The organism is Inquilinus sp. Marseille-Q2685 (assembly GCF_916619195.1).
Classification (GTDB): Bacteria; Pseudomonadota; Alphaproteobacteria; order DSM-16000; family Inquilinaceae; genus Inquilinus.
Genome location: NZ_CAKAKL010000009.1, coordinates 37919 through 59342 on the forward strand (window position 1 = coordinate 37919; position 21424 = coordinate 59342).

The 21424-nt window shown below is 71.5% G+C and carries 20 protein-coding genes; 4 read left to right on the forward strand and 16 right to left on the reverse strand.

The window, feature by feature from the left end; genetic code table 11:
• Window positions 1–258: 258 nt before the first annotated feature.
• Both LG391_RS29070 and LG391_RS29075 read right to left on the reverse strand, forming a co-directional pair.
• Entirely contained in the window at window positions 259–1584 is a 1326-nt protein-coding gene (locus tag LG391_RS29070; RefSeq protein ID WP_225771643.1) for an acyclic terpene utilization AtuA family protein, read from the reverse strand.
• Window positions 1585–2874 (reverse strand): CitMHS family transporter, encoded by a 1290-nt coding sequence (locus LG391_RS29075; protein WP_225771645.1) that lies wholly within the window; start codon window positions 2872–2874, stop codon window positions 1585–1587.
• Between the two features lie 110 nt (window positions 2875–2984).
• On the opposite strand from LG391_RS29075, the gene LG391_RS29080 reads away from it, so the two are divergent.
• A complete protein-coding gene (locus LG391_RS29080) occupies window positions 2985–3899 on the forward strand; it encodes a LysR family transcriptional regulator (RefSeq protein WP_225771648.1) in 915 nt (304 codons plus the stop codon).
• Window positions 3900–3968: 69 nt separating this feature from the next.
• Here the strand turns inward: LG391_RS29080 and LG391_RS29085 are convergent, their stop codons facing one another.
• From LG391_RS29085 to LG391_RS29105, 5 genes are all read right to left on the reverse strand, one after another.
• Window positions 3969–4412, reverse strand: a complete 444-nt coding sequence (locus LG391_RS29085; protein WP_225771651.1) for a hypothetical protein — start codon at window positions 4410–4412, stop codon at window positions 3969–3971.
• A gap of 283 nt (window positions 4413–4695) precedes the next feature.
• On the reverse strand, window positions 4696–4941 hold the full coding sequence (locus LG391_RS29090; RefSeq protein WP_225771653.1) for a hypothetical protein: 246 nt from the start codon (window positions 4939–4941) through the stop codon (window positions 4696–4698).
• 317 nt (window positions 4942–5258) lie between these two features.
• Window positions 5259–7907: a DNA translocase FtsK gene (locus LG391_RS29095; protein ID WP_225771654.1), complete on the reverse strand. Its 2649-nt coding sequence runs from the start codon at window positions 7905–7907 to the stop codon at window positions 5259–5261.
• Entirely contained in the window at window positions 7904–9130 is a 1227-nt protein-coding gene (locus LG391_RS29100) for an aminotransferase class I/II-fold pyridoxal phosphate-dependent enzyme (protein WP_225771656.1), read from the reverse strand. Before LG391_RS29100 ends, LG391_RS29095 begins: the two co-directional genes overlap by 4 nt.
• A gap of 264 nt (window positions 9131–9394) precedes the next feature.
• Window positions 9395–9541 (reverse strand): hypothetical protein, encoded by a 147-nt coding sequence (locus LG391_RS29105; RefSeq protein ID WP_225771658.1) that lies wholly within the window; start codon window positions 9539–9541, stop codon window positions 9395–9397.
• A gap of 93 nt (window positions 9542–9634) precedes the next feature.
• On the opposite strand from LG391_RS29105, the gene LG391_RS29110 reads away from it, so the two are divergent.
• A complete protein-coding gene (locus tag LG391_RS29110) occupies window positions 9635–10858 on the forward strand; it encodes a UbiH/UbiF/VisC/COQ6 family ubiquinone biosynthesis hydroxylase (RefSeq protein ID WP_225771660.1) in 1224 nt (407 codons plus the stop codon).
• A gap of 4 nt (window positions 10859–10862) precedes the next feature.
• Here LG391_RS29110 and thpR read toward each other — a convergent pair whose 3' ends face one another.
• The 4 genes from thpR to LG391_RS29130 form a co-directional block, all read right to left on the reverse strand.
• Complete coding sequence (thpR, locus tag LG391_RS29115; protein WP_225771661.1) at window positions 10863–11411, reverse strand: RNA 2',3'-cyclic phosphodiesterase; 549 nt, start codon at window positions 11409–11411, stop codon at window positions 10863–10865.
• Window positions 11297–12388 (reverse strand): transcriptional regulator FtrA, encoded by a 1092-nt coding sequence (gene ftrA, locus LG391_RS29120; protein WP_225771663.1) that lies wholly within the window; start codon window positions 12386–12388, stop codon window positions 11297–11299. The genes thpR and ftrA overlap by 115 nt, the downstream gene beginning before the upstream one ends.
• A 65-nt stretch (window positions 12389–12453) precedes the next feature.
• The gene (gene lpdA, locus LG391_RS29125; RefSeq protein ID WP_225771665.1) at window positions 12454–13854 is read right to left on the reverse strand and encodes a dihydrolipoyl dehydrogenase; all 1401 of its coding nucleotides are present in this window, start codon (window positions 13852–13854) and stop codon (window positions 12454–12456) included.
• A 106-nt stretch (window positions 13855–13960) separates the two neighbouring features.
• On the reverse strand, window positions 13961–14452 hold the full coding sequence (locus LG391_RS29130; RefSeq protein ID WP_225771667.1) for a MarR family winged helix-turn-helix transcriptional regulator: 492 nt from the start codon (window positions 14450–14452) through the stop codon (window positions 13961–13963).
• Between the two features lie 285 nt (window positions 14453–14737).
• On the opposite strand from LG391_RS29130, the gene LG391_RS29135 reads away from it, so the two are divergent.
• Window positions 14738–15577 carry an alpha/beta fold hydrolase gene (locus LG391_RS29135; RefSeq protein WP_225771669.1) on the forward strand — a complete coding sequence of 280 codons (840 nt, stop codon included), beginning with the start codon at window positions 14738–14740 and terminating at the stop codon, window positions 15575–15577.
• A 243-nt stretch (window positions 15578–15820) separates the two neighbouring features.
• Here the strand turns inward: LG391_RS29135 and LG391_RS29140 are convergent, their stop codons facing one another.
• Both LG391_RS29140 and betC read right to left on the reverse strand, forming a co-directional pair.
• Window positions 15821–16759, reverse strand: coding sequence for a choline ABC transporter substrate-binding protein (locus LG391_RS29140; protein WP_225771671.1), 939 nt, complete (start codon window positions 16757–16759; stop codon window positions 15821–15823).
• Window positions 16732–18321 (reverse strand): choline-sulfatase, encoded by a 1590-nt coding sequence (betC, locus tag LG391_RS29145; protein ID WP_225771673.1) that lies wholly within the window; start codon window positions 18319–18321, stop codon window positions 16732–16734. The genes LG391_RS29140 and betC overlap by 28 nt, the downstream gene beginning before the upstream one ends.
• Before the next feature lie 120 nt (window positions 18322–18441).
• On the opposite strand from betC, the gene LG391_RS29150 reads away from it, so the two are divergent.
• Window positions 18442–19362 carry a choline sulfate utilization transcriptional regulator gene (locus LG391_RS29150; protein WP_225771674.1) on the forward strand — a complete coding sequence of 307 codons (921 nt, stop codon included), beginning with the start codon at window positions 18442–18444 and terminating at the stop codon, window positions 19360–19362.
• Window positions 19363–19544: 182 nt separating this feature from the next.
• Here the strand turns inward: LG391_RS29150 and queC are convergent, their stop codons facing one another.
• From queC to queE, 3 genes are read right to left on the reverse strand one after another with little or no spacing between them, the layout of a single operon-like run.
• Window positions 19545–20273: a 7-cyano-7-deazaguanine synthase QueC gene (gene queC, locus LG391_RS29155; protein ID WP_225771676.1), complete on the reverse strand. Its 729-nt coding sequence runs from the start codon at window positions 20271–20273 to the stop codon at window positions 19545–19547.
• Window positions 20260–20616: a 6-carboxytetrahydropterin synthase QueD gene (queD, locus tag LG391_RS29160; protein WP_225771678.1), complete on the reverse strand. Its 357-nt coding sequence runs from the start codon at window positions 20614–20616 to the stop codon at window positions 20260–20262. Before queD ends, queC begins: the two co-directional genes overlap by 14 nt.
• A complete protein-coding gene (queE, locus tag LG391_RS29165) occupies window positions 20613–21245 on the reverse strand; it encodes a 7-carboxy-7-deazaguanine synthase (RefSeq protein ID WP_225772062.1) in 633 nt (210 codons plus the stop codon). The genes queD and queE overlap by 4 nt, the downstream gene beginning before the upstream one ends.
• Window positions 21246–21424 lie beyond the last annotated feature (179 nt).

Sequence of the window (21424 nt, forward strand, 5' to 3'; positions counted from 1 at the left end):
CCCTCCATGCGGCCTGCGTTGCCTTGCGGCGAGGTGAATGCGGTTCCGGGCGGCGAAGAGCGTATCGAGACATACGGTCGAGCCGCCCGGGGCCGCAGGCGCCCGCCGCAAGGCAACCCTTCGGGCCGGTTGAAGACGCCGGCAGGGTGCGTCGCCGCGCTTGCCCGATGTCGTGCATCGGGCTGCGCCCGGCTCCTGCCCTGCCGGCGTCTTGAACCGGCGCAGGCCACACGGAGGGGGAGAAATGCGGGCTCGCCATCATGCCTCCAGGATCTCGACCGCGGGGCTGACGGCCCGCCGGTCGATCAGGGTCGAGACGATGCCGATCACCGGCCGCAGGGCGCTGCGCACGCCGCCCCCCGCCGCCGGGCCGTTGGTGTAGAGGCTCTCGACCTCATGCGCGGCATCGGCCGCGGCCTCGGCGGTGGCGGCGCGGGCGCAGAGGCGCAGCCGGACCTCCGACGGCGATCCGCTCCGCAGCCGGCCGGGCAGCAGCGAATCGACGCCGACCAGGTCGAGCCGCAGGTCGGTGATGTCGCCGCGCCGCTCCAAACGGGTGCGCACGATCTCGGCCGCACGCCGGCCGCGCTCGACCGCGCCGCCGCCGCCGTAGGAGATGCCGGCCTCCGCCTCCCACCCCGCCTCATAGGCGACGCTGACCTTCAGCGAGTCCGGCCGCGTCCAGCCGCGCGCCCCGGCGACGGCGACGCGGTCGGCGCCCTGCTCCGCCACCGACACGCCGGTGACGTCCAGCACCACGTCGGGCGTGACATAGGCGCCGGGGTCAGTGACCTCGTACAGCAGCTGCTCGGTCACCGTGGCGCGGCTGCCCCGCCCGCCGGTGCCGGGCAGCTTGGTGATGGTGATCGCGCCGCCCGCCGTCACCTCGGCGATCGGGAAGCCCAGATCGGCCAGGCCGGGCACGTCGCTGCCGTCGCCATCGGCGAAATAGCCGCCGGTGACCTGCCCGGCGCATTCCATCAGGTGGCCGGCCAGGGTGGCGGTGGCGATGCGGCTCGCGTCGTCCAGCGACCAGTCCAGGCGCCAGGCCAGCGGCGCCACGAACAGCGACGGGTCGGCGACACGGCCGGTGATCACCAGCTGCGCCCCGGCCTCCAGCGCCGGCAGCATGGCGTCGGCGCCGAGATAGGCGTTGGCGGCGATCAGCGGGCCGTGCGCGGCCAGCGGCCTGCCGTCCTCGAGCGCCGGCGCGGCCGGGTCGATCCGGTCCAGCACATCGTCGCCGGTCACCACCGCGATCCGAAGCGGCACGCCCAGCTCGCGGCACAGGGCGGCGGCGCGGCGGCCGGCGCCCTCGGGGTCGGCGGCGCCCATATTGGTCAGCACCCGGATGCCCTGGGCGGCGACGCCCGGCAGCACCGGCCGCAGCCGGCGCTCCAGCAGCGGGTCGAAGCCGGCATCGGGATCGGCCCGGCGGCGGCGATGGGCCAGGGCGATGGTGCGCTCGGCCAGGCATTCGAACACCAGCGTGTCGAGATGGCCGCGCGCCACCAGCTCCGCCGCCGGCTCCAGCCGGTCGCCGGCGAACCCGGCGCCGGCCCCGATCCGCATCGCTTTCGGCATTCAGATGGCTCCCGTGGCCCAGGCGACGGCCGTCATGACGAGGGTCCAGGCGAAGGCCCATTTGAAGATGAAGCGCTGATGCGCGCCGAGCTGCACCCCGGTCAGCCCGACCAGGATGAAGGTCGAGGCGGTCAGCGGGCTCAGGGGGAAGCCGGTGGTCATCTGGCCCAGGATCGCGGCGCGGCCGATCGCCAGCGGGTCCTGGCCCAGCGCCCCGGCGGTCCCCGCGAAGACCGGCAGGATGCCGTAGTAGTAGGCGTCCGGCGTGAACACCAGGCTCAGCGGCATGCCGGTCACCGCCACGATCTGCGACAGGTAGGGCGCCAGGCTCTGGGGCACGATGGCCACCAGCGCCTCGGCCATGGCGCCGATCATCTTGGTGCCGCCCAGGATGCCGGTGAAGATGCCGGCGGCGAAGATCATCGCGGTGACGGTGACGACGCTGTCGGCATGCTTCACCAGCCGCTCGCGCTGCTGCTCCCAGCGCGGATAGTTGACCACCAGCGCGATGGCGAAGGCGGTGATGAACAGCACCGGCAGAGGCCACAACCCGGCCAGCAGTGCCACGATCAGGGCGATGGTCAGGGCGGCGTTGAACCAGGTGAGGTGCGGCCGGCGCGCGGCCCGCTCGGCCTCGGTCGGCTCGACCAGCGCCACCGCGTCGAGGCCGTCCGTCACGCCCAGGCGCCTGCGCTCGCCGCGGCCGATCAGCCAGGCGGCGACGAACACCCAGGCCAGGCCGGCGACCATGGCCGGGATCACCGGGTTGAACAGGGCCGCGGCGTCGGTCTTCAGCACCGCCATGGCCCGCGCCGTCGGCCCGCCCCAGGGCAGCAGGTTCATGGTGCCGGCGGCCAAGCAGATGATGCCGGGCAGCACCAGCGGGTTGAGGCCGAGGCGGCGGTGCACCGGCAGGACGGCCGTGACCGTGATCAGGAAGGTGGTGGCTCCGTCGCCGTCCAGCGCGACCAGCATGGTCAGCAGGGCCGTGATCAGGCACAGCCGCACCGGGTCGCCCCGCACCAGCGACAGCAGGGCCTTGATCGGCCTGTCGAAGATGCCGGTGTCGATCATCAGCCCGAAATACAGCACCGCGAACATGATCATGATGCCGACCGGCGCGACCTTGATGAGGCCGTCCAGCATCATCGGGCCCAGGCCGGCGCCGAAGCCGCCGATCAGGCCGCCGGCCAGCGGCACCAGCACCAGCGCCACCAGCACCGAGACGCGGCCGCTGAGGATCAGCGCCAGGAACACCGCGATGGTCAGGAACCCCAAAGCCGCCAGCATCCGCCGTCCTCCCCTTGCGGGCGGCCGTCCTTTCGCCGGCGACCGCTCGGGCCTCAGCACGCCATGGCGGGCGGTAGAACCGGAAGTGAATTTGTGTCATCGATTGATGCATGAAGCGCATCAACCTGTCGCTGTTCGAGATCGAGGTGTTCCTGCAGGTCGACCGGCTGCGCAGCTTTCGTGCGGCGGCCGAGGCGCTGGGCATGTCGCAGCCCGCGGTCAGCCGGGCGGTGGCGCGGGCCGAGTCGCGGCTGGGCGTCCGCCTGTTCGACCGCAACACGAGGACGGTCGAGCCGACGCCGCAGGGCCGGGAGTTCGCCGCCATCGCCGGCCGGCTGATCGGCGACCTGCGCAGCTCGCTCGACGATCTCGGCGACTATTTCCGCTCGGCCCGCGGCCGGGTCGCGGTCGCCGGGCTGCCCTCGGTCACGGCCGGGCTGCTGCCGCCGGTGATCGACCGGTTCCGCCGCAGCCACCCGGGCGTGTCGGTCGGCGTCATCGACACGCTGCTCGACGGCGTCGTCGGCGCGGTGCTGAGCGGCGAGGCCGATCTCGGCATTGCCGGCCGTCCGGCGGCCGATAGCAAGGTGGACTTCACCCGGATCATGTCGGACCGCTTCGTCGCCATCCTGCGCCAGGACCACCCGCTGGCACGGTCCGGCGCCGTGACCTGGGCCGATCTGGCGGGCTTCCCCTTCGTTGCCATGTCGCGGATCACCAGCGTCCGTCCGCTGACCGACCGCGGCTTCGCCCAGGCCGGGATGGCGGTGGAGCCGGAATTCGAGGTGTCGCATCTCGCCACCGCCGGCGCGCTGGTGGCGGCCGGGCTCGGGGTGACGGCGCTGCCGGTGCTGACCCTGCCGGTGCTGGCCCATCCGGCCCTGACCACGCGGCTGCTGCAGGGGCCGGAGGTGACGCGCGACATCGGCGTCCTGACCCGGTCGAGCCGGACGCTGTCGCCCGCGGCGGCCGCCTTCCGCGACACGGTCATCGCCTCGGGCAGCGACCCCGCGTCCCGGGCATGAAGAAGGCCCGGCCGCTGGTGCGGCCGGGCCCTGATATTCGTCGCCGATGGTGCGGCGATCCTGGCCGGATTACTCGGCCGGCGTCGTCCCGTCCGACGGCATGGTCTGATCCATCGACGGAGCCTGCTCCATCGAGGGGGCCTGCTCCATCGTCCCGGGCTGCATCGGCTGGGCGGGCGCCATCTGGCCGGGCAGGACCTGCTGCGGCGTGGCCCCTGCGCTCAACTGCTGCTGGTTCAACTGGCGGGTCTGCTCCTCTTCCGCCGCGTTCTGCGCGCGCTTGCTGCCGGGGCGGCGGGGGGCCTGGGGCTGCTCCTCGGTGTTCGAGGACTGGGTGTGCTTGCGGTGGTACTGCTGGTTGGTTTGGGCCGGCTCCGCCGGCATGTTCGCGGCGGGAGCCTCGACCGACGGCGCCGTCCCGGGCACCGCCGGCTCGGTCCCGGTCTGGGCCAGGGCGGGCGCGGCGGTCAGCGCCGACACGGCGAGGGCGGTAAAGACAAAACTCCTGCGCATGAAGGTCTCCATCGAGGGATGCCTGAAGATCGGGGCCGACGGCACAGACGGCCGCAGCACGCGAACCGATCCACCCCCTAACGACGGGACCGCCGATACCGATCCGAGGAAAATGCCTTCATGAACGATATTTCATGTTCCGGGGCATCGTCTGACAACCCGCGGGCGAATCCTGGCGGCGGGTGAAAAAAGAGGCCCGGCCGCTTGTGCGACCGGGCCTCGGGACCGCGACCCTCGCCTCGGAAGGGGGGTGGGGGAGAGGGTCTGTTGCGGTCCGAAACGCTTACTTCGCCTTGGTCAGCTGCTCCTCGTTCAGCTTGCGGGTCTGGTCCTGTTCGCTGTTGGCGCTGCGATGCGCGACCGGCTTGCGGTGATGAGTCCCCGCGGTGTGGTGGGTCTTCATCTTGTGCGGCGCGGTGGCGGCCGGTGCCGCCGCGGCGGGCTGGGCCGGGGTCTGCGCCATGGCCAAAGCGGGGGCGAGGGCCAGGGCAGGCACCGCGAGAACGGCGAACAGAAGGCTCCGGCGCATGAACGATCTCCATCGAGGGGACAACGAAGATCGGAGGAGAGGCGGGCGGGAGGCCACGTCTTGGCTCCGACGAACTCACCCTACGTCGCCGGAGCTAACGTGCTTGTGGGCGGGAGATGAATTCCGCGTAACGATCGGGACCGACCGAAGCGGCGGACTCTCCCTCTGACCGTCATGGCGAGGAGGCGAAGCCGCCCCTTTGACTTAAGGATGGGCCATCCCGGGGGCGGTGCGAGCGGCCCTGGATGGCCACGCCCCCAATTGGACTCAGGGCGGGGCTCGCCATGACGGTGAGGGGAGCGGCTATCCCGCCCGGGTCAGTGATTCCCCGCCAGCACTTCGCGCTTGCCGACATGGTTGGCCGGGCTGACCACGCCCTCCTGCTCCATCCGGTCGATCAGCCGCGCCGCGCGGTTGTAGCCGATCTGGAGGTGGCGCTGGATGAAGCTGGTCGACGCCTTGCGCTCGCGCGCCACCAGCGCCACCGCCTGGTCGTACAGGTCGTCGCCCGACCCGCCCTCGCCGTCCAGCGCCAGCGCGTCGAAGCCGCCGCCGTCCTCCTGGTCCTCCAGCACGGCGTCGTTGTAGGCCGGCTCGCCCTGGGCCTTGAGGTGGCGCACCACCTCCTCGACCTCGCCGTCGGAGACGAAGGGGCCGTGCACGCGGGTGATGCGGCCGCCGCCGGCCATGTACAGCATGTCGCCCTGGCCCAGCAGCTGCTCGGCCCCGCCCTCGCCCAGGATGGTGCGGCTGTCGATCTTGGAGGTGACCTGGAAGCTGATCCGGGTCGGGAAGTTGGCCTTGATCGTGCCGGTGATGACGTCGACCGAGGGGCGTTGCGTCGCCATGATCAGGTGGATGCCGGCGGCGCGCGCCATCTGCGCCAGCCGCTGGATCAGCGCCTCGATGTCCTTGCCCGCCACCAGCATCAGGTCGGCCATCTCGTCGACGATGATGACGATGTAGGGCAGCTCGGTCAGGTCGATCGGCTGGTCCTCGAAGATCGGCTTGCCGGTGTCGGGGTCGAACCCCGTCTGCACCCGGCGGGTCAGCACCTCGCCCTTGGCCTTGGCCTCGCGCAGCCGCTGGTTGTAGCCCTCGATGTTGCGGACGCCGACCTTGGACATGGACCGGTAGCGGTCCTCCATCTCGCGCACCGCCCATTTCAGGGCGACCACCGACTTCTTCGGGTCGGTGACGACCGGCGCCAGCAGGTGCGGGATGCCCTCGTAGATCGACAGCTCGAGCATCTTCGGGTCGACCATGATGAAGCGCACCTTGTCCGGCGGCAGCCGGAACAGCAGCGACAGGATCATGGTGTTGATGGCGACGGACTTGCCCGAGCCGGTGGTGCCGGCCACCAGCAGGTGGGGCATGCGGGCCAGGTCGGCGATGATCGGGCCGCCGCCGATGTCCTTGCCGAGCACGAGGCCGAGCTTCGACCCCGCCTTCTCCATCTGGTCGGAGCCGAGCAGCTCGCGCAGCAGCACCATCTCGCGCTTCTGGTTCGGCAGCTCGATGCCGATGACGTTGCGGCCGGGCACCACGGCGACGCGCACCGACACGGCGCTCATCGACCGCGCGATGTCGTCGGCCAGGCCGATGACGCGGCTGGACTTGGTGCCGGGCGCTGGCTCCAGCTCGTACAGCGTCACCACCGGGCCGGGATTGACCTTCACGATCGAGCCGCGGACGCCGAAATCGCTCAGCACCTGCTCCAGCGCCGCGGCGTTCTGCTCCAGCACCCGCGGGTCGGCCACGGCCGGGCGCTTGGTCGGGTCCGGCAGGGTCAGGAGGTCGAGCGGCGGCAGCTCGTAGGTGTCGGGCGGCGCCAGCTCGAAGCTGGTCTGGCGCGGCGGCGGTGCCGCCGGGCGGCGCGGCGCCGGCTCCAGCGCCGCGGGGGCCACGCGCTGCGGCGCGGCGGGGGGCATCGAGGCGCCGGGGCGGCGCGGCGGCTCCTCCACCGGGCGCAGCGAGGGCAGGTCGATCAGGTCGTCGTCCTCCTCCTCGGGCAGGTCGAGATCGGGCTCGGTACGGCCGCCGCCGATGATGAGCGGCGGGCGCGGTGCCTCGCCGGGCTCGGCCTCCGGATCGGCGATCCGCGGCCCCGGCGGGTTGGCGCGGGCGAAGCGCGGCCGCGCGGCCGGACCGGTGCCGGGCATGGCGAAGGCGGCCGGCGCCTCGGGGGCCGGCTCGCGCCGCATCATGCTGGCGGCAACGGTGCCGGCGCCGTGCAGCGTGCGCAGGCCCAGCCATTGCAGCACCCGGCCGAGCGCCCGCAGCAGAGACCCCGTCAGCGACGCGCCGGCCCGGGCGCCGGCGCCGGTCACGGCCCCGACGCGGTGCCATTCGGTGGAGGACAGGCCGAGCGCGACCAGCACCAGCAGCAGGCCGACGGCGCCGGTGGCCAGGGCCAGCCAGAAGGTGGCGACCGGTCCGGCCGAGAGGATGACGGTGTCCGAGATGCGGCGCAGGATCATCGATCCGACGGCGCCGCCCAGCGAGCCGCGCTCGGCCCAGCCCTCGATCGCCGGCAGCGGCGACAGCCCGGCGGCCAGGAACAGCACGCCGAACAGGAGGCTGGTGACCCGCCACCACACCCGGTCCAGCGGCTGGTGCCGCATCAGCCGCCAGGCCCAGAACAGCGGCAGCACGGCCAGGAGGAAGGCGCCGATGCCGAGCGTCTGGATCAGGAGATCGGCTACATGCGCGCCCGGCCGGCCCAGCAGGTTGGCGGCGGGCCCGGCCTTGGCGGTGTTCCAGGACGGGTCGGTCGGCTCGTAGCTGACCAGCGCGATCAGGAGGCCGCAGCCGAACACGGCGATGCCGAGGCCGCTCAGCTCGCGCACCCGGTTGCGAAGGAACTCCTGCACCACCGGGGGCAGGAAGGAGCGCTTGCTCGAGGCGCCGCGCCCGGAGCTGCGCGTCACCGCGGTTCGGCGGGAGGAGGTTCCGGCCATCGTCATTCTGCCGCCTCGGCTCGGGACAGGACTTCGCCGAGCCGGGTCAGGGCGCGCCTGACCGTCTCGGTGTCGTGGACCACGGCGACGCGCAGCCAGCGCCGGCCGATCTCCGGCCGGTCCAGGCGCGTGATGTAGCCGCCGGGCAGGGTGCGGATCGCAGCCTCGGCCCACAGCCGGCGGGCGGCGGCCTCGCCGTCGCCGACATCGAGCCACAGGAAGAAGCCGCCCTCAGGCCGGCGGAAGCCGAAGCGCCCGCCCAGCGCCGCCTCGGCGGCGTCGAACTTGGCCCGGTACAGCGCCCGGTTCTCGACCACATGCGCGTCATCGGCCCATAGCGCGGCGGAGGCCGCCTGGATCGGCAGCGGCATGCCGGCGGCGGAATGGCTGCGCAGCCGCAGGAAGGCGGCGACCAGCGCCGGGTCGCCGGCGACGAAGCCCGAGCGCAGCCCGGCCGCGTTCGACCGCTTCGACAGCGAATGGAACACCAGCAGGTTGTCCAGCGACCCGCCGTCCCGGCCGGCCGCGACCTCCAGCACGCCCACCGGCGGCTCGCGGTCGTAGATCTCGGCGTAGCACTCGTCGGCCGCCAGGATGAAGCCGTGCGCCCGGGCCAGGCCGATGGCGCGGTCCAGATACTCCCGGCTGGCGACGGCGCCCTGCGGGTTGGTCGGGTTGCACAGATACAAGAGCTTCAGCCGCGCCAGCAGCGGCGCGTCGGCCTCCAGCGCGTCGAGATCGGGCAGGAAGCCGGTGGCGGGCCCGGCCGGCAGGAACACCGGCTCGGCCCCGGCCATCACCGCGGCGCCCTCATAGGGGGCATAGAACGGGTCGGGCAGGGCCACCGCCGGCACCTGGTTGGCGCCGGGGCGGTGATCGACGGCCAGCTCGGCGACCAGGAACAGCGCCTCGCGGGTGCCGGACAGCGGCAGGATATGGGCCGGGTCGACCAGCCCGCCGGGCAAATGGAAACGGCGCTGCAGCCAGCCGGCGCAGGCCTCGCGGAAGGCCGGAGTGCCGGCCACCGGCGGATAGCGGTTCCAGCTGTCGGCATGGGCCGCCAGCACCTCGGCCAGGAAGGCCGGCGGCTGGTGCTGCGGCTCGCCGACCGACATGGCCAGCGGCGCTACCCCCTCCGGGGGCGTGACCCCGGACAACAGCGCCGCCAGCCGCGCGAACGGATAGTCCGCGAGCCGTTCCAATGCCTCGTTGAGTCGGCCGCCCCGCATGCTCTTCTGCAACACCCTATTCCGCGTCGGGCCGGCTGCCGCCGGCCTCATCCCTCGCTTCCGGCGGCCGGTGCCGCCGCGAAACAGCTCTTAGATTCCAATCACTTTATCCGGTCTTCTGACCTCTCCTGTCAAATCCAGCGTCGCCGGCCGGCCGGTCCGGCGCGCTTTTCCGGCCACGGTGTGGCCGGCCCGGCACGGTCGCGGAACATCCGGACGAATCACGAACGAATCAGGATCTTCGCGCGACGCGAAATTGCCGGGTTACAGGCCGAAGGGGATCGACAGCGACATGATGCTGCCGGCGCCGCCGGACGAGCCCCAGCTGCCGCCGGCGGCGACGCCGACGCCCCGCCGCTCGGCACATCCGGCGGCCAGGACCAGAAGGGACAGGAGAAGAATCCGGACCATGCCGGAATCCTACCACGAAACCGCGGCCGGACACCCGCTGATGTGACACGCGGCCACTGGACAGCGCGCCACCGCGCTCCGATGCTGCGCGCCATGAATGACACCTCTTTGCGCACCCAGGTCGTGGTGGTCGGCGGCGGCCTCGCCGGGGCGACCATGGCGGCGGCCCTCGGCCAGGCCGGGATCGACACCGTGATCCTGGACCAGGAGCCGGCGGCCGCCCGCACGCTGCCGGAGTTCGACGGCCGCACCACCGCGCTCTCCTACGGCTCGCGCCGGATCGTCGCCTCGGCCGGGCTGTGGGATGCGGTGGCGGGCCGGGCCGAGCCGATCCTCGACATCCGCATCGCCGACGGCCGCGCCCCGGTGTTCCTGCATTTCGACCATCAGGAGATGGCCGGCGAGTCGGACGGCGCCCCCTTCGGCCACATCGTCGAGAACCGGCTGCTGCGGCTGGCGCAGTTCGAGCGGCTGGAGGCCCTGCCGGCGGTGCGCCATGTGGCCCCGGCCAAGGTGGTGGCCGTCGAGACCGGCACCGGCCATGCCGCAGTGACCCTGGCCGACGGAAGGGTGGTGCGGGCCGACCTGGTGATCGGCGCCGACGGCCGCGGCTCCCTCACCCGGCAGCAGCTGGGCATCCCGGCGCGCAGCTTCGCCTACCGGCAGAAGGCGGTGGTCTGCGTCATGGCGCATGCCGAGCCGCATGAGGGCGTGGCGGTGGAGCATTTCCTGCCGCCCGGCCCCTTCGCGGTCTTGCCGATGACCGACGACGAGGAGGGCAACCACCGCTCCTCGATCGTCTGGACCGAGCATCCGGACACCGCCGACGACCTGGTGCACCGGCCGGCCGCCGCCTTCGACGCCGCGCTGCAGGCCACGGTCGGCGATTGGCTGGGGCCGGTGCGGGCACTCGGCAAGCGCTTCACCTATCCGCTCGGCGTGGTGCATGCCCGGCGCTACGGCACCCGGCGGGCGGCGCTGATCGGCGAGGCGGCGCACGGCATCCACCCGATCGCCGGCCAGGGCCTCAATCTCGGCCTGCGCGACATCGCGGTGCTGACGGAGCTGCTGGTCGAGCGCAGCCGACTCGGCCTCGACCTCGGCGATCCCACGACGCTGCAGCGCTACGAGCGGCTGCGGCGGCCGGACAATGTCGCCATGATCCTGGCGACCGACGGGCTGAACCGGCTGTTCTCGACCGACCTGGCCCCGGTGCAGCTGGCCCGCGACCTCGGCCTCGCCGCGGTCGGCCGCCTGCCGCCGGTGAAGCGCTTCTTCATGCGCCAGGCGATGGGGCTGGGAAGCCGGGCGCGGTGACGTCCTATCCGTTTGGCGGGGCGAGCGGATAGCTCTCCAGGATCTCGTACACCGCGCCCTCGCGGCCGACATGGCTCTGGTACAGATGGAAGGCGTCGACCGGGAAGGGCTCGGCCCGGAAGGGCGCATGTTCCAGCAGCCAGCGCTCGACCCGCTCGGCCGGGGCCTGGCGCAGCCGGGCCAGGGTGACGTGCGGGGCGTAGGCGCGGTCGTCCGGCGGCTGGCCCGCGGCGACCAGAGCCCGGTCGACCTTGGCGTGCAGGAACTGCAGCGCCGGCTCCGCCGCCACCCCGGCCCAGAGCGTCGAGGCGGCACGCTTCGTGCCGAACTGGCCGACGCCGTCCAGCGCCAGGCTGAAGCCGGGCGCGGCCAGGGCGTGCAGCGCCTCGTCGATCTCCTCTGCCTCCAGCGTGTCGACCTCGCCGATGAAGCGCAGGGTCAGGTGGAAATCGGCCGGGTTGGTCCAGCGCGCCCCGGGCACGCCGCCCTGCAGCAGCGACAGGCGGGGCCGCAGCGCGGCGGGGATGGCGATGGCGACGAAGAGGCGGAGCATGGTGATACCTCGGCTCCCCCGAGGCTGAAGCCCGCGCGGTATCGCGCGGGGCTGGTGGCGAGGCGGCGGCGGAAATGGGGGCGCGGCGTGTCGGCCGAGCCGAAGCCGCATTCGGTGGCGATGCGCTCGACCGGCAGGGCCGTGGTCTCCAGGAGCTCGCGGGCCAGGGCCAGGCGCTCGCCGACCAGCCATTCCGCCGGGGTGGTGCCGGTGGCCTCGCGGAAGCGGCGCAGGAAGGTGCGCAGGCTCATCCCCGCCTGGTCGGCCAGACGCTCCAGCGGCAGCTCCTCGGCCAGATGGCGGCGGGCCCAGTCGAACAAAGCGGCCAGGCGCGGCCGCTCCTCGACCTGCACCGGCCGGTCGACATATTGCGCCTGGCCGCCCTCGCGATGCGGCGGCACCACCAGGCGCCGCGCCACCTGGTTGGCGATCCGCGCGCCCCAGTCGCGCCGGACGATGTGCAGGCACAGATCCAGCCCGGCGGCGCTGCCGGCCGAGGTCAGCACCTGGCCTTCGTCGACATACAGCACGTCCGGCACGACCCGGATGTCGGGATAGCGGGCGGCCAGGGCCTCGGCGTAGCGCCAATGGGTGGTGGCTCGGCGGCCGGCCAGCACGCCCGCGGCCGCCAGCACGAAGACGCCGGAGCAGATCGAGACCAACCGGGCGCCGCGGTCATGGGCCCGGCGCAGCGCGGCCAGCAGCGGCTCGGGCGGGGTCTCGCGGAAATCGCGCCAGCCGGGCACGACGATGGTGCCGGCCTGCTCCAGCGCCTCCAGCCCGGCTTCGGCCTGGACCTGGACGCCGCCGATGGCGCGCAGCGGGCCGGGTTCGGCGGCGCAGACGGTGAAGCGGTACCAGTCCTGGAATTCCGGGCGCGGCAGACCGAACACCTCGACCGCGACGCCGAACTCGAAGGTGCACAGCCCGTCATAGGCGAGCACGGCGACGGCGCGGTTCGGAGGAGGCGAAGGCATCAGCGATGGGAACGCCATCGCGGCCGGGGCGTCAAGGACGGGAGTCCCGACGCCCCGGCCTGCGATCAGATGTGGATCGGCCGGCCGTCGACGGCGAGGGCGGCTTCCTTGACCACTTCGTTCAGGGTCGGATGGGCGTGGCAGGTGCGGGCGATGTCCTCGGCCGAGGCGCCGAACTCCATCGCCAGCACGCATTCGGCGATGATGGTGCCGGCCTCGGCGCCGATGATGTGCACGCCCAGCACCCGGTCGGTCTTGGCGTCGGCCAGGATCTTGACGAAGCCGTCGGTGGCATTCATGGCCCGCGCCCGGCCATTGGCCAGGAACGGGAACTTGCCGGCCTTGTAGGCCACGCCGGCCTGCTTCAGCTCCTCCTCGCTGCGGCCGACCGAGGCCACCTCGGGCCAGGTGTAGACCACGCTCGGGATCGCGTCGTAGTTCACATGGCCGGCCTGGCCGGCCAGGATCTCTGCCACGGCCACGCCCTCGTCCTCGGCCTTGTGCGCCAGCATCGGCCCGGCGATGACGTCGCCGATGGCGTAGATGCCCTCGACATTGGTGCGGAAGTGCTTGTCGGTCTTCACCCGGCCGCGCTCGTCCAGCTCGACGCCGGCGACGTCCAGGCCCAGCCCCTCGGTGTAGGGCCGGCGGCCGATCGACAGCAGCACATAGTCGGCCTCGATCGTCTCGGCGTCGCCGCCCTTGGCCGGTTCGACGATCAGGGTGACGCCCTTGTCGGTCTTCGTCGCGCCCGTGACCTTGGAGCTCAGCTTGAACGCCATGCCCTGCTTGGCCAGGATGCGCTGCATCTGCTTCGACACCTCGCCGTCATTGGTCGGCAGGATGCGGTCGAGGAACTCCACGACGGTGACCTTGGCGCCGAGGCGGGACCAGACCGAGCCGAGCTCGAGCCCGATGACGCCGCCGCCGATCACCACCAGGTGCTTCGGCACCTCCGGCAGCGACAGCGCGCCGGTCGAGGTGACGATCCGCGTCTCGTCGATCTCGACACCCTTCAGCGGGGTCGAGTCGGAGCCGGTGGCGATGATGAAGTTCTTGGCGGCGTAAGTCTTGCCCTCGACCTCGATCCGGTCCTTCGCGGTGAAGCGGGCATGGCCGAGCAGCCGGTCGATCTTGTTCTTCTTGAACAGGAAGTCGATGCCGTCGGTGTTGGCCTTCACCACCTTGTCCTTGTGGCCCATCATGCCGGGCAGGTCGAGCTCGACCCCCGCCACCTTGATGCCGAAGGCGGCCAAGGCGTGCCCGGCCTCCTCGAACTTCTCCGAGGCGTGCAGCAGCGCCTTGGACGGGATGCAGCCGATGTTCAGGCAGGTGCCGCCCAGGGTTGGCATCTTCTCGACGCAGGCGGTCTTGAGCCCGAGCTGGGCGGCCCGGATGGCGGCGACATAGCCGCCGGGGCCGGCGCCGATCACGATCACGTCATAGGTGGCGGTGGGTTCGGTCATCGCTCGCACTCAGCTTGCGGGAAAGTCGCGCGCAAACTGCATGAGCCGAAGCGGCGCCGCAACTGCGTCGAGCGGGCAGCTGCCATCGTCCGGCCGACGCCGCGGATCACTCCGGCCGGCCGAGATGCGCGTCGAGGGCGGCGGCCAGGTCCCGGATCTGGCGGTTGAGGGCGTCGAGCTGCGGCATGGTGAGGCCGGAGCGGCGCAGCAGCGCCTCGCCCAGGCACTGGCTGCGGGCGAAGAGGTCGCGGCCGGCCTCGGTCAGCCGGACCTGGACCTCGCGCTCGTTCTCCGGGCTGCGCCGCCGCTGCACGAGCCCTGCGGTTTCCATTCGCTTCACCAAGGGCGTGATGGTGCTCGACTCGAGGGCGAGGCGCGCGGCGATGGCGCCGATGGTCCGGCCGTTCTCCTCGCCCAGCACGTTGAGCACGAGGTACTGCGGATAGGTGATGCCCATCTCGTCCAGCATCGGCTTGTAGGTCCGGTTGATGGACATGCTGGTGCGGTACAGCGTGAAGCAGATCTGCTCGTCCAGCGCGAGCGGGCGGTCCTTCGGCAAGGGCATGCGGCGCACCTTCTGTTCCTGATGCGCGGTCATGTTTATCACGAAAAATGATGTTGCGATAAAAATTTCACTGGACGCGGGCCGGACGATCGGGTAGCTCGTTGATTATCGCGATAATAGTTATTGCGATGTCATCTAATGGTTATCGTGATATCAACGGAGCCGCAGATGGTTCACAGCGAGCATGGGACGGACGGCATTTCGCGCCGATTCGTCCTGGCGGCGGGGGTTGGACTCGCCGCCGCGGCCGCCTTGCCGCAAGCTTCTTCGGCGCAGACCGGCACCGCGCCTTCACGCCCAACAACGGGAGACAGCACCATGAGCAGCGGACTGTTCACCACCAAGGACGGCACCAGCATCTTCTACAAGGACTGGGGCCCGCGCGACGCGCAGCCTCTCGTCTTCCATCATGGCTGGCCGCTCAGCAGCGACGACTGGGACGCCCAGCTGCTGTATTTCCTGGGCCAGGGCTATCGGGTGGTCGCCCATGACCGGCGCGGGCATGGCCGGTCCAGCCAGACCGACACCGGCAACGAGATGGACACCTACGCCTCCGACGTGGCGCAGCTGGCGGCGCACCTCGACCTGAAGGGCGCCGTCCATATCGGCCATTCGACCGGCGGCGGCGAGGTGACGCGCTATGTCGCCCGGCACGGCGGCAACGGCCGGGTGGCCAAGGCGGTGCTGATCGGCGCCGTGCCCCCGGTGATGGTGAAGTCGGAGAAGAACCCCGGCGGCCTGCCGATCGAGGTGTTCGACGGCTTCCGCAAGGCCCTGGCGGACAACCGGGCCCAGTTCTACCGCGACATACCCGAGGGCCCGTTCTACGGCTTCAACCGGCCGGGCGCGAAGGTCTCCCAGGGCGTGATCGACAATTGGTGGCGCCAGGGCATGATCGGCGGCGCCAAGGCCCATTACGACTGCATCAAGGCGTTCTCGGAGACCGACTTCACCGAGGACCTGAAGGCGATCGAGGTGCCGACCCTGGTGATGCATGGCGACGACGACCAGATCGTGCCGTTCGCCGATTCGGCGCCGCTCTCGGCCAAGCTGCTGAAGCACGGCACGCTGAAGGTCTACAAGGGCCTGCCGCACGGCCTGTGCACGACCCATGCCGAGGTGGTCAACCCGGACCTGCTGGCCTTCATCAAGGGCTGAGATGGGATGCGGGCGGCAGGGTACGTCTCACCTGCCGCCCATCCAGACCGTCATGGCCACGCCCCTTCGGGGCTCGCCATGACGGTCTTCTTTTCGGCGAGCCTATCGCCGCCGGGCGAACGACTTAGTGCGAACCGCTGCCGGACTGGCGGCCGCGCATGTAGTGCCGCTCCGGGTGGTAGCGCGGCTTGAACAGCTGGACGATCCAATCCCGGATCACGGTCCACATGAGTCACGGGCCTCCTAGCCCCGGTTCAATGCGGCGCGGACGGCGGCGAGTCCGTCCTGTCCGTCGCGGGTGGTCACGCCGGCCAGCCAGCCGGACAGAAGATCGGGGTGAGCCTTGAGATACTGCGCGGCGGCTGCCTTGCCGTCCGCCCCCTCGCCCAGAATCCCCATGATCTGGTTTTCCATCTCGACCGTGAACGTCAGCTGTGACAGCAGCCGGGCGAGATTCGGGCAATTCTTCGACAAGTCTCGCTTCGTCACGGTGTAGACGGTGGCACGGCCGTAATTCGGGCCGAAATAGGCGTCGCCGCCGCTGAGATAGGCGATCTGGAACTGGGTGTTCATCGGGTGCGGCTCCCAGGCCAGGAAGGCGATCCATTCCTTCCGGCGCACCGCACGGTCCACCTGGCTCAGCATGCCCTGCTCGCTCGATTCGACCAGGGTCCAGCCGCCAAGGTCGAAATCCTTGGTGTCGATCATCTTCTGGATGTTCTGGTTCGCCGGCGCCCCGGGCCCGATGCCGTAGATCCTGCGGCCGAACTGGTCGGCATGCTTGGCCAGATCGGCGAAGTCCTTCACTCCGGCCTCGGCGACATAGGCCGGCACCGCCAGGGTGAAGCGGATGCCGTCGAGATTCGGGCGGATCACCTCGATCGCCTTCTCGGCCACCAGCGGCTCGACGAAGGTCTTCTGCGCCGGCATCCAGTTGCCGAGGAAGACGTCGATCTGGCCGTTCTTCAGGCTTTCGAAGGTCACTGGCGGGGCCAGGGTCTCCACCTTCTGGGTGTAGCCCAGCGGCTCCAGGAGCGTGCCGAGGACGCCGTTGGTCGAGGTGATGTCGGTCCAGCCCGGATCCGACATGCGCACGGTGGCGCAGCTGTCGGGATCGGCCGCGGCGGCGGGCGTGGCCGCCAGCAGCAGGCCGGTCAGGGCAAGGGCGATGAGGCGCGCCATGATTCAGTCTCCCTGTTGTTGTCGTCCCCACTGGGGGCATTGCCGCGCGTGACGCGCGGGAACCGGGCGGCGGCTTCCAGGTCGTCGAGATCCATGTGGTTGCGGATGTATTGCCGGGTGGCGTCCTGCCGCGGCTGCCAGTCCCAGCCGTGCAGGGCGCCCCGGCGCAGCGCCGCATCCACGAAGCGCCGCCGCCTCTGGCTTTCCAGCACCTGCTCGCGCAGGCGCGGCAGGTCCCAGCGCGCCGCCACCTCCGCCCGGAAGGCCGCGACCCGCGCGGCCTCGGCCGGGTCGGCGGCGCGGTTCACCCGCTCGCCCGGATCGGTGGTCAGGTCGAAAAGCTGGTCGGGATCGGCCGGGCTGTGGATGAACTTCCAGCCTTCGCGCCGGATCATCACGATCGGCGCCACCGCGCCTTCGGCCAGGTATTCGCCCAGGACCAGGTCATGCCCGCCGGCGCCGGCCAGATGCGGCAGCAGGCTGCGCCCGTCCAGCGGCGTCGGGGGCGGCGGCGCGCCCTCCGGCGTTGCGAGGTCGACCAGGGTCGGCAGCAGGTCGGCGGAGGACACGGCGGCGCCGACCCGGTGCGGCATGAAGCGGCCGGGGGCATGCACGATCAGCGGGATGCGGCAGCCGCCCTCCAGGAAGCTCATCTTGTACCAGAGGCCGCGCTCGCCCAGGAACTCGCCGTGGTCGGACAGCAGGATGGTGACCGTGTCCTCGGCCAGGCCGGTACGGCGCAGCGCCTCCATCACCCGGCCGAACTGCTCGTCGACATAGGCGATGGCGCCGTAATAGGCGCGCCGGGCGCGGCGGGTCTGCTCGGCGGTGATCGGCGTCCGGTCCAGCTCGCACACCGCGCGCAGCCGGCGCGAATGCGGGTCGTCGGCCGGCGCGTCCTCGGGCAGCGGGATGTCCTCGTCGCGATGCAGGGTCCAGTACCTCTCCGGCACGGCGAAGGGATCGTGCGGATGGGTCAGCGACACGGTCAGGCAGAAGGGCCGGCCGTCGCCGTTCCGCGCCAGGTCGTAGAGGCGGCGCTCGGCCGCGAACACCACCTCGTCGTCGAAATCCAGCTGGTTGGTGCGGATGCAGGGGCCGGCGTCGATCACCGACGACATGTTGTGATACCAGCTCGGCCGCGCCTCCGGCCGGTCCCAGTCCGGCGTCCAGCCGAAATCGGCGGGGTAGATGTCGGTGGTCAGCCGCTCCTCGAAGCCGTGCAGCTGGTCGGCGCCGCAGAAATGCATCTTGCCCGACAGGATGGTGCGGTAGCCGAGCGCCCGCAGCGCATGGGCGAAGGTCGGGATGTCGGAGGGGAACTCGGCGGCGTTGTCATAGGCACCGATCGCCGAGGGCAGCCGGCCGGACATGAACACCGCGCGGGAAGGCCCGCAGAGCGGGCTGTTGCAGTAGGCGGCGTCGAACACTACCCCGTCGCGGGCCAGCGCCGCCATCACCGGCGCCTGCACCACGGGGTTGCCATAGGCCGGCAGGGCGAAGGGGGTGAGCTGGTCCGCCATCAGGATCAGGATGTTCGGTCGCCGCGCCTCTGTCCCCACGATCCGCCTCTCCATGCCTATGCAACGCCGGGGACCGCGCCCCGGTTCAGCCGACAGGATGGGGTGCGGCCGAAAGGATCGTGAAGACCGCGGCCGTTCATGGAGGTATTATCCCGCTTTATGGCAACCCGCCGTCGCGACCTGCCGCCGATGCCGGCGCTCCTGGCCTTCGAGGCCGCGGGGCGGCTGTCGAATTTCAGCGCCGCCGCGCGCGAGCTCGGGGCCACCCAGCCGGCCGTCTCCCATCAGATCGCCGCATTGGAGGCGCGGCTGGGCACGGCCCTGTTCCGGCGGCTGCACCGCGGCGTGGCTCTGACCGCGGAGGGCGAGCGGCTGCTGCAGGTGGTGACCCGGTCGCTCGACGCCATCGCCGACACGGCGGCGGAGATCCGCCAGGCGCGAGACCCGGGCGGGTTGACCGTCGCCACCGATTTCGGCTTCGCGACCTACTGGCTGCTGCCGCGGCTGGAGCGGCTGCGGGCGGCGCTGGGCGGGGTCGAGATCCGCATCCTGGCCAGCCAGGACGTGCTCGACCCGCGCGACCGCGCCGTCGATGCGGTGATCGCCTTCGGGTCGGGACGCTGGCCCGGCTGCACGGTCGACCGGCTGTTCCCGGAAAGCGTGGTGCCGATCTGCAGCCCCGGGATGATGGCCCGGCTGCCGCGCCTCACGGCGCCGGCCGACCTGCTGGACCAGCCGCTCCTGCATCTCGATAGCCCGGACCCGGCGCGCTGGCTCGACTGGGCCGGCTGGTTCCGGGGGCAGGGGGTGGAGGGCGCGCCGCGCGGCCGGTCCGTGCGCCTCAACAATTACCCGCTGGTGCTGCAGGCGGCGCTGGCCGGGCAGGGGGTGGCGCTGGGCTGGCGGCCACTGGTCGACGACCTGCTGGCCGCGGGCCAGCTCGTCGCCTGCCTGCCTTCGCCGTACCGCACCCAGCGCGGCTACTTCCTGGCCCAGCCCCTGGCCGACCGGCCGGACCCGCTGCGCGCCGCCTTCCGCGACTGGCTGGTGGCCGAGGCGGCGGGCCGTGCCCGTGGTTGATCTCAGAGAGGCAGATGGGCCGGAGCCGCCCCCTCACCCGAAATCGCTATGCGATTTCGACCTCTCCCCTGGGGAGAGGTGAAGCGGGCTCGGTTTAAAAATCCCTCTCCTCGGGGAGAGGGAGGGGCCCGGCGCGTAGCGACGGGAGGGTGAGGGGGATCGGACCACGCCGTCGAGCGAGCCTAGGGAGTGGCCCGGAACCGGCGCCAGCCTTCGGCGCGCAGATGGCAGGCCGGGCATTCGCCGCAGCCGTAGCCCCAATCGTGCTTCAGGCTGCGGTCGCCGCGATAGCAGCTGTGGGTCTCGTCGCGGATCAGCCCGACCAGCGCCTCGCCGCCCAGCGATTCGGCCAGGCGCCAGGTCTCGGCCTTGTCGATCCACATCAGGGGCGTGTGCAGGACGAAGCGGCTCTCCATGCCCAGGTTCAGCGCCAGCTGCATCGCCTTCATGGTGTCGTCGCGGCAGTCCGGATAGCCGGAATAGTCGGTCTCGCACACCCCGGCGACCAGGTGGCGGAGGCCGCGGCGATAGGCCAGGGCGGCGGCGAAGGTCACGAACACCAGGTTGCGGCCGGGCACGAAGGTGTTGGGCAGGCCGTTGTCCTGCATCGCGATCTCGACGTCGCGGGTCAGCGCCGTGTCGCTGACCTGGCCGAGGACGGACAGGTCCAGCATGTGGTCTTCGCCCAGCCGCCTGGCCCAGTCCGGGAAGCGGTGGCGCATCGCCTCCAGCACGACGGGCCGGACGTCGAGCTCGACCCGGTGCCGCTGGCCGTAGTCGAAGCCGACCGTCTCGACCCGGCCGAAGCGCGCCAGGGCCCAGGCCAGGCAGGTGGCGGAATCCTGCCCGCCGGAGAACAGCACCAGCGCGCCTTCGGCGGCGCCCCTGTCGCCCTGGTCAGCGTCCATCATATTCCGCCCAGCAGTTCGGGGTCTCGTAGACGGCGACGGCGGCCAGCAGCGGCAGGGCCGGCCGGACCCGGTCCCAGATCCAGATGGCGATGTGCTCGGCCGTCGGGTTCTCCAGCCCCTCGATCTCGTTCAGGCAGTAATGGTCCAGCCGGGCCAGGATCGGCGCGAAGGCAGCCTCGACGTCGAAGAAGTCGACGACGAAGCCGGTCTCGGGATCGACCGGCCCCTCCAGTCGCAGCTCGACCCGGTAGGAGTGGCCGTGCATCCGGTGGCAGCGATGCGTCGCCGGCACGTTCGGCAGCCGGTGCGCCGCCTCGAAGGTGAAGGCCTGGGTGATCCTCATGGAATCCCGATCAGCTTGTGGGTCTGCAGGCTCAGCCGCCATTGCGGGTGCGACAGGCAATAGGCGACCGCCGCCTCGGTGTTGGCGATGCGGTCGGGCCCGTCCATCGGCTGCAGCCAGAAATGGGTGAAGTCGAGATCCGCCACCGCCTCGGGCGGCAGGTCCGGCTGGGGATAAACCAGCTTCAGCTCGTCGCCGCGGCGCGCGGCCAAAGGCGCGCCGGCCTTGGGGCTGACGCAGACCCAGTCCAGCTCCGCCGGCGGGTCGATGGTGCCGTTGGTCTCGACCGCGGCGCTGAAGCCGCGGGCATGGATGGCGTCCAGCAGGGCGCGGTCCAGCTGCAGCAGCGGCTCGCCGCCGGTGAAGACGACGAAGCGCTCCGCCTCCGGCCCGTCCCAGCAGGCCTCGATCGCCGCGGCCAGCGCCTCGGCGCTGTCGAAGCGGTCGCCGCCCGGCCCGTCGGTGCCCAGGAAATCGGTATCGCAGAAGCGGCACACCGCCTCGGCCCGGTCCTGCTCGCGGCCGGTCCACAGGTTGCAGCCGACGAAGCGGCAGAACACCGAGGCGCGCCCGGCATGGCGGCCTTCGCCCTGCAGGGTCTTGAAGATCTCTTTGACGACGTAGCCCATCATGCTGGTCCAGCGCGGCTCCCGGGCGGTCCGCACCTGGGACCGTTGCCGCGCGGCGCGGTTTTAGACGTTTTCGCCGCGCCGGTCAGGTGCGAATTGCCGCGGGCGGACATTGCCCCGGTCCTCGGCCAGGGCGGCACGACTCCACTGGCACCGAAAGGGCCGAGGGTCGCCATAAG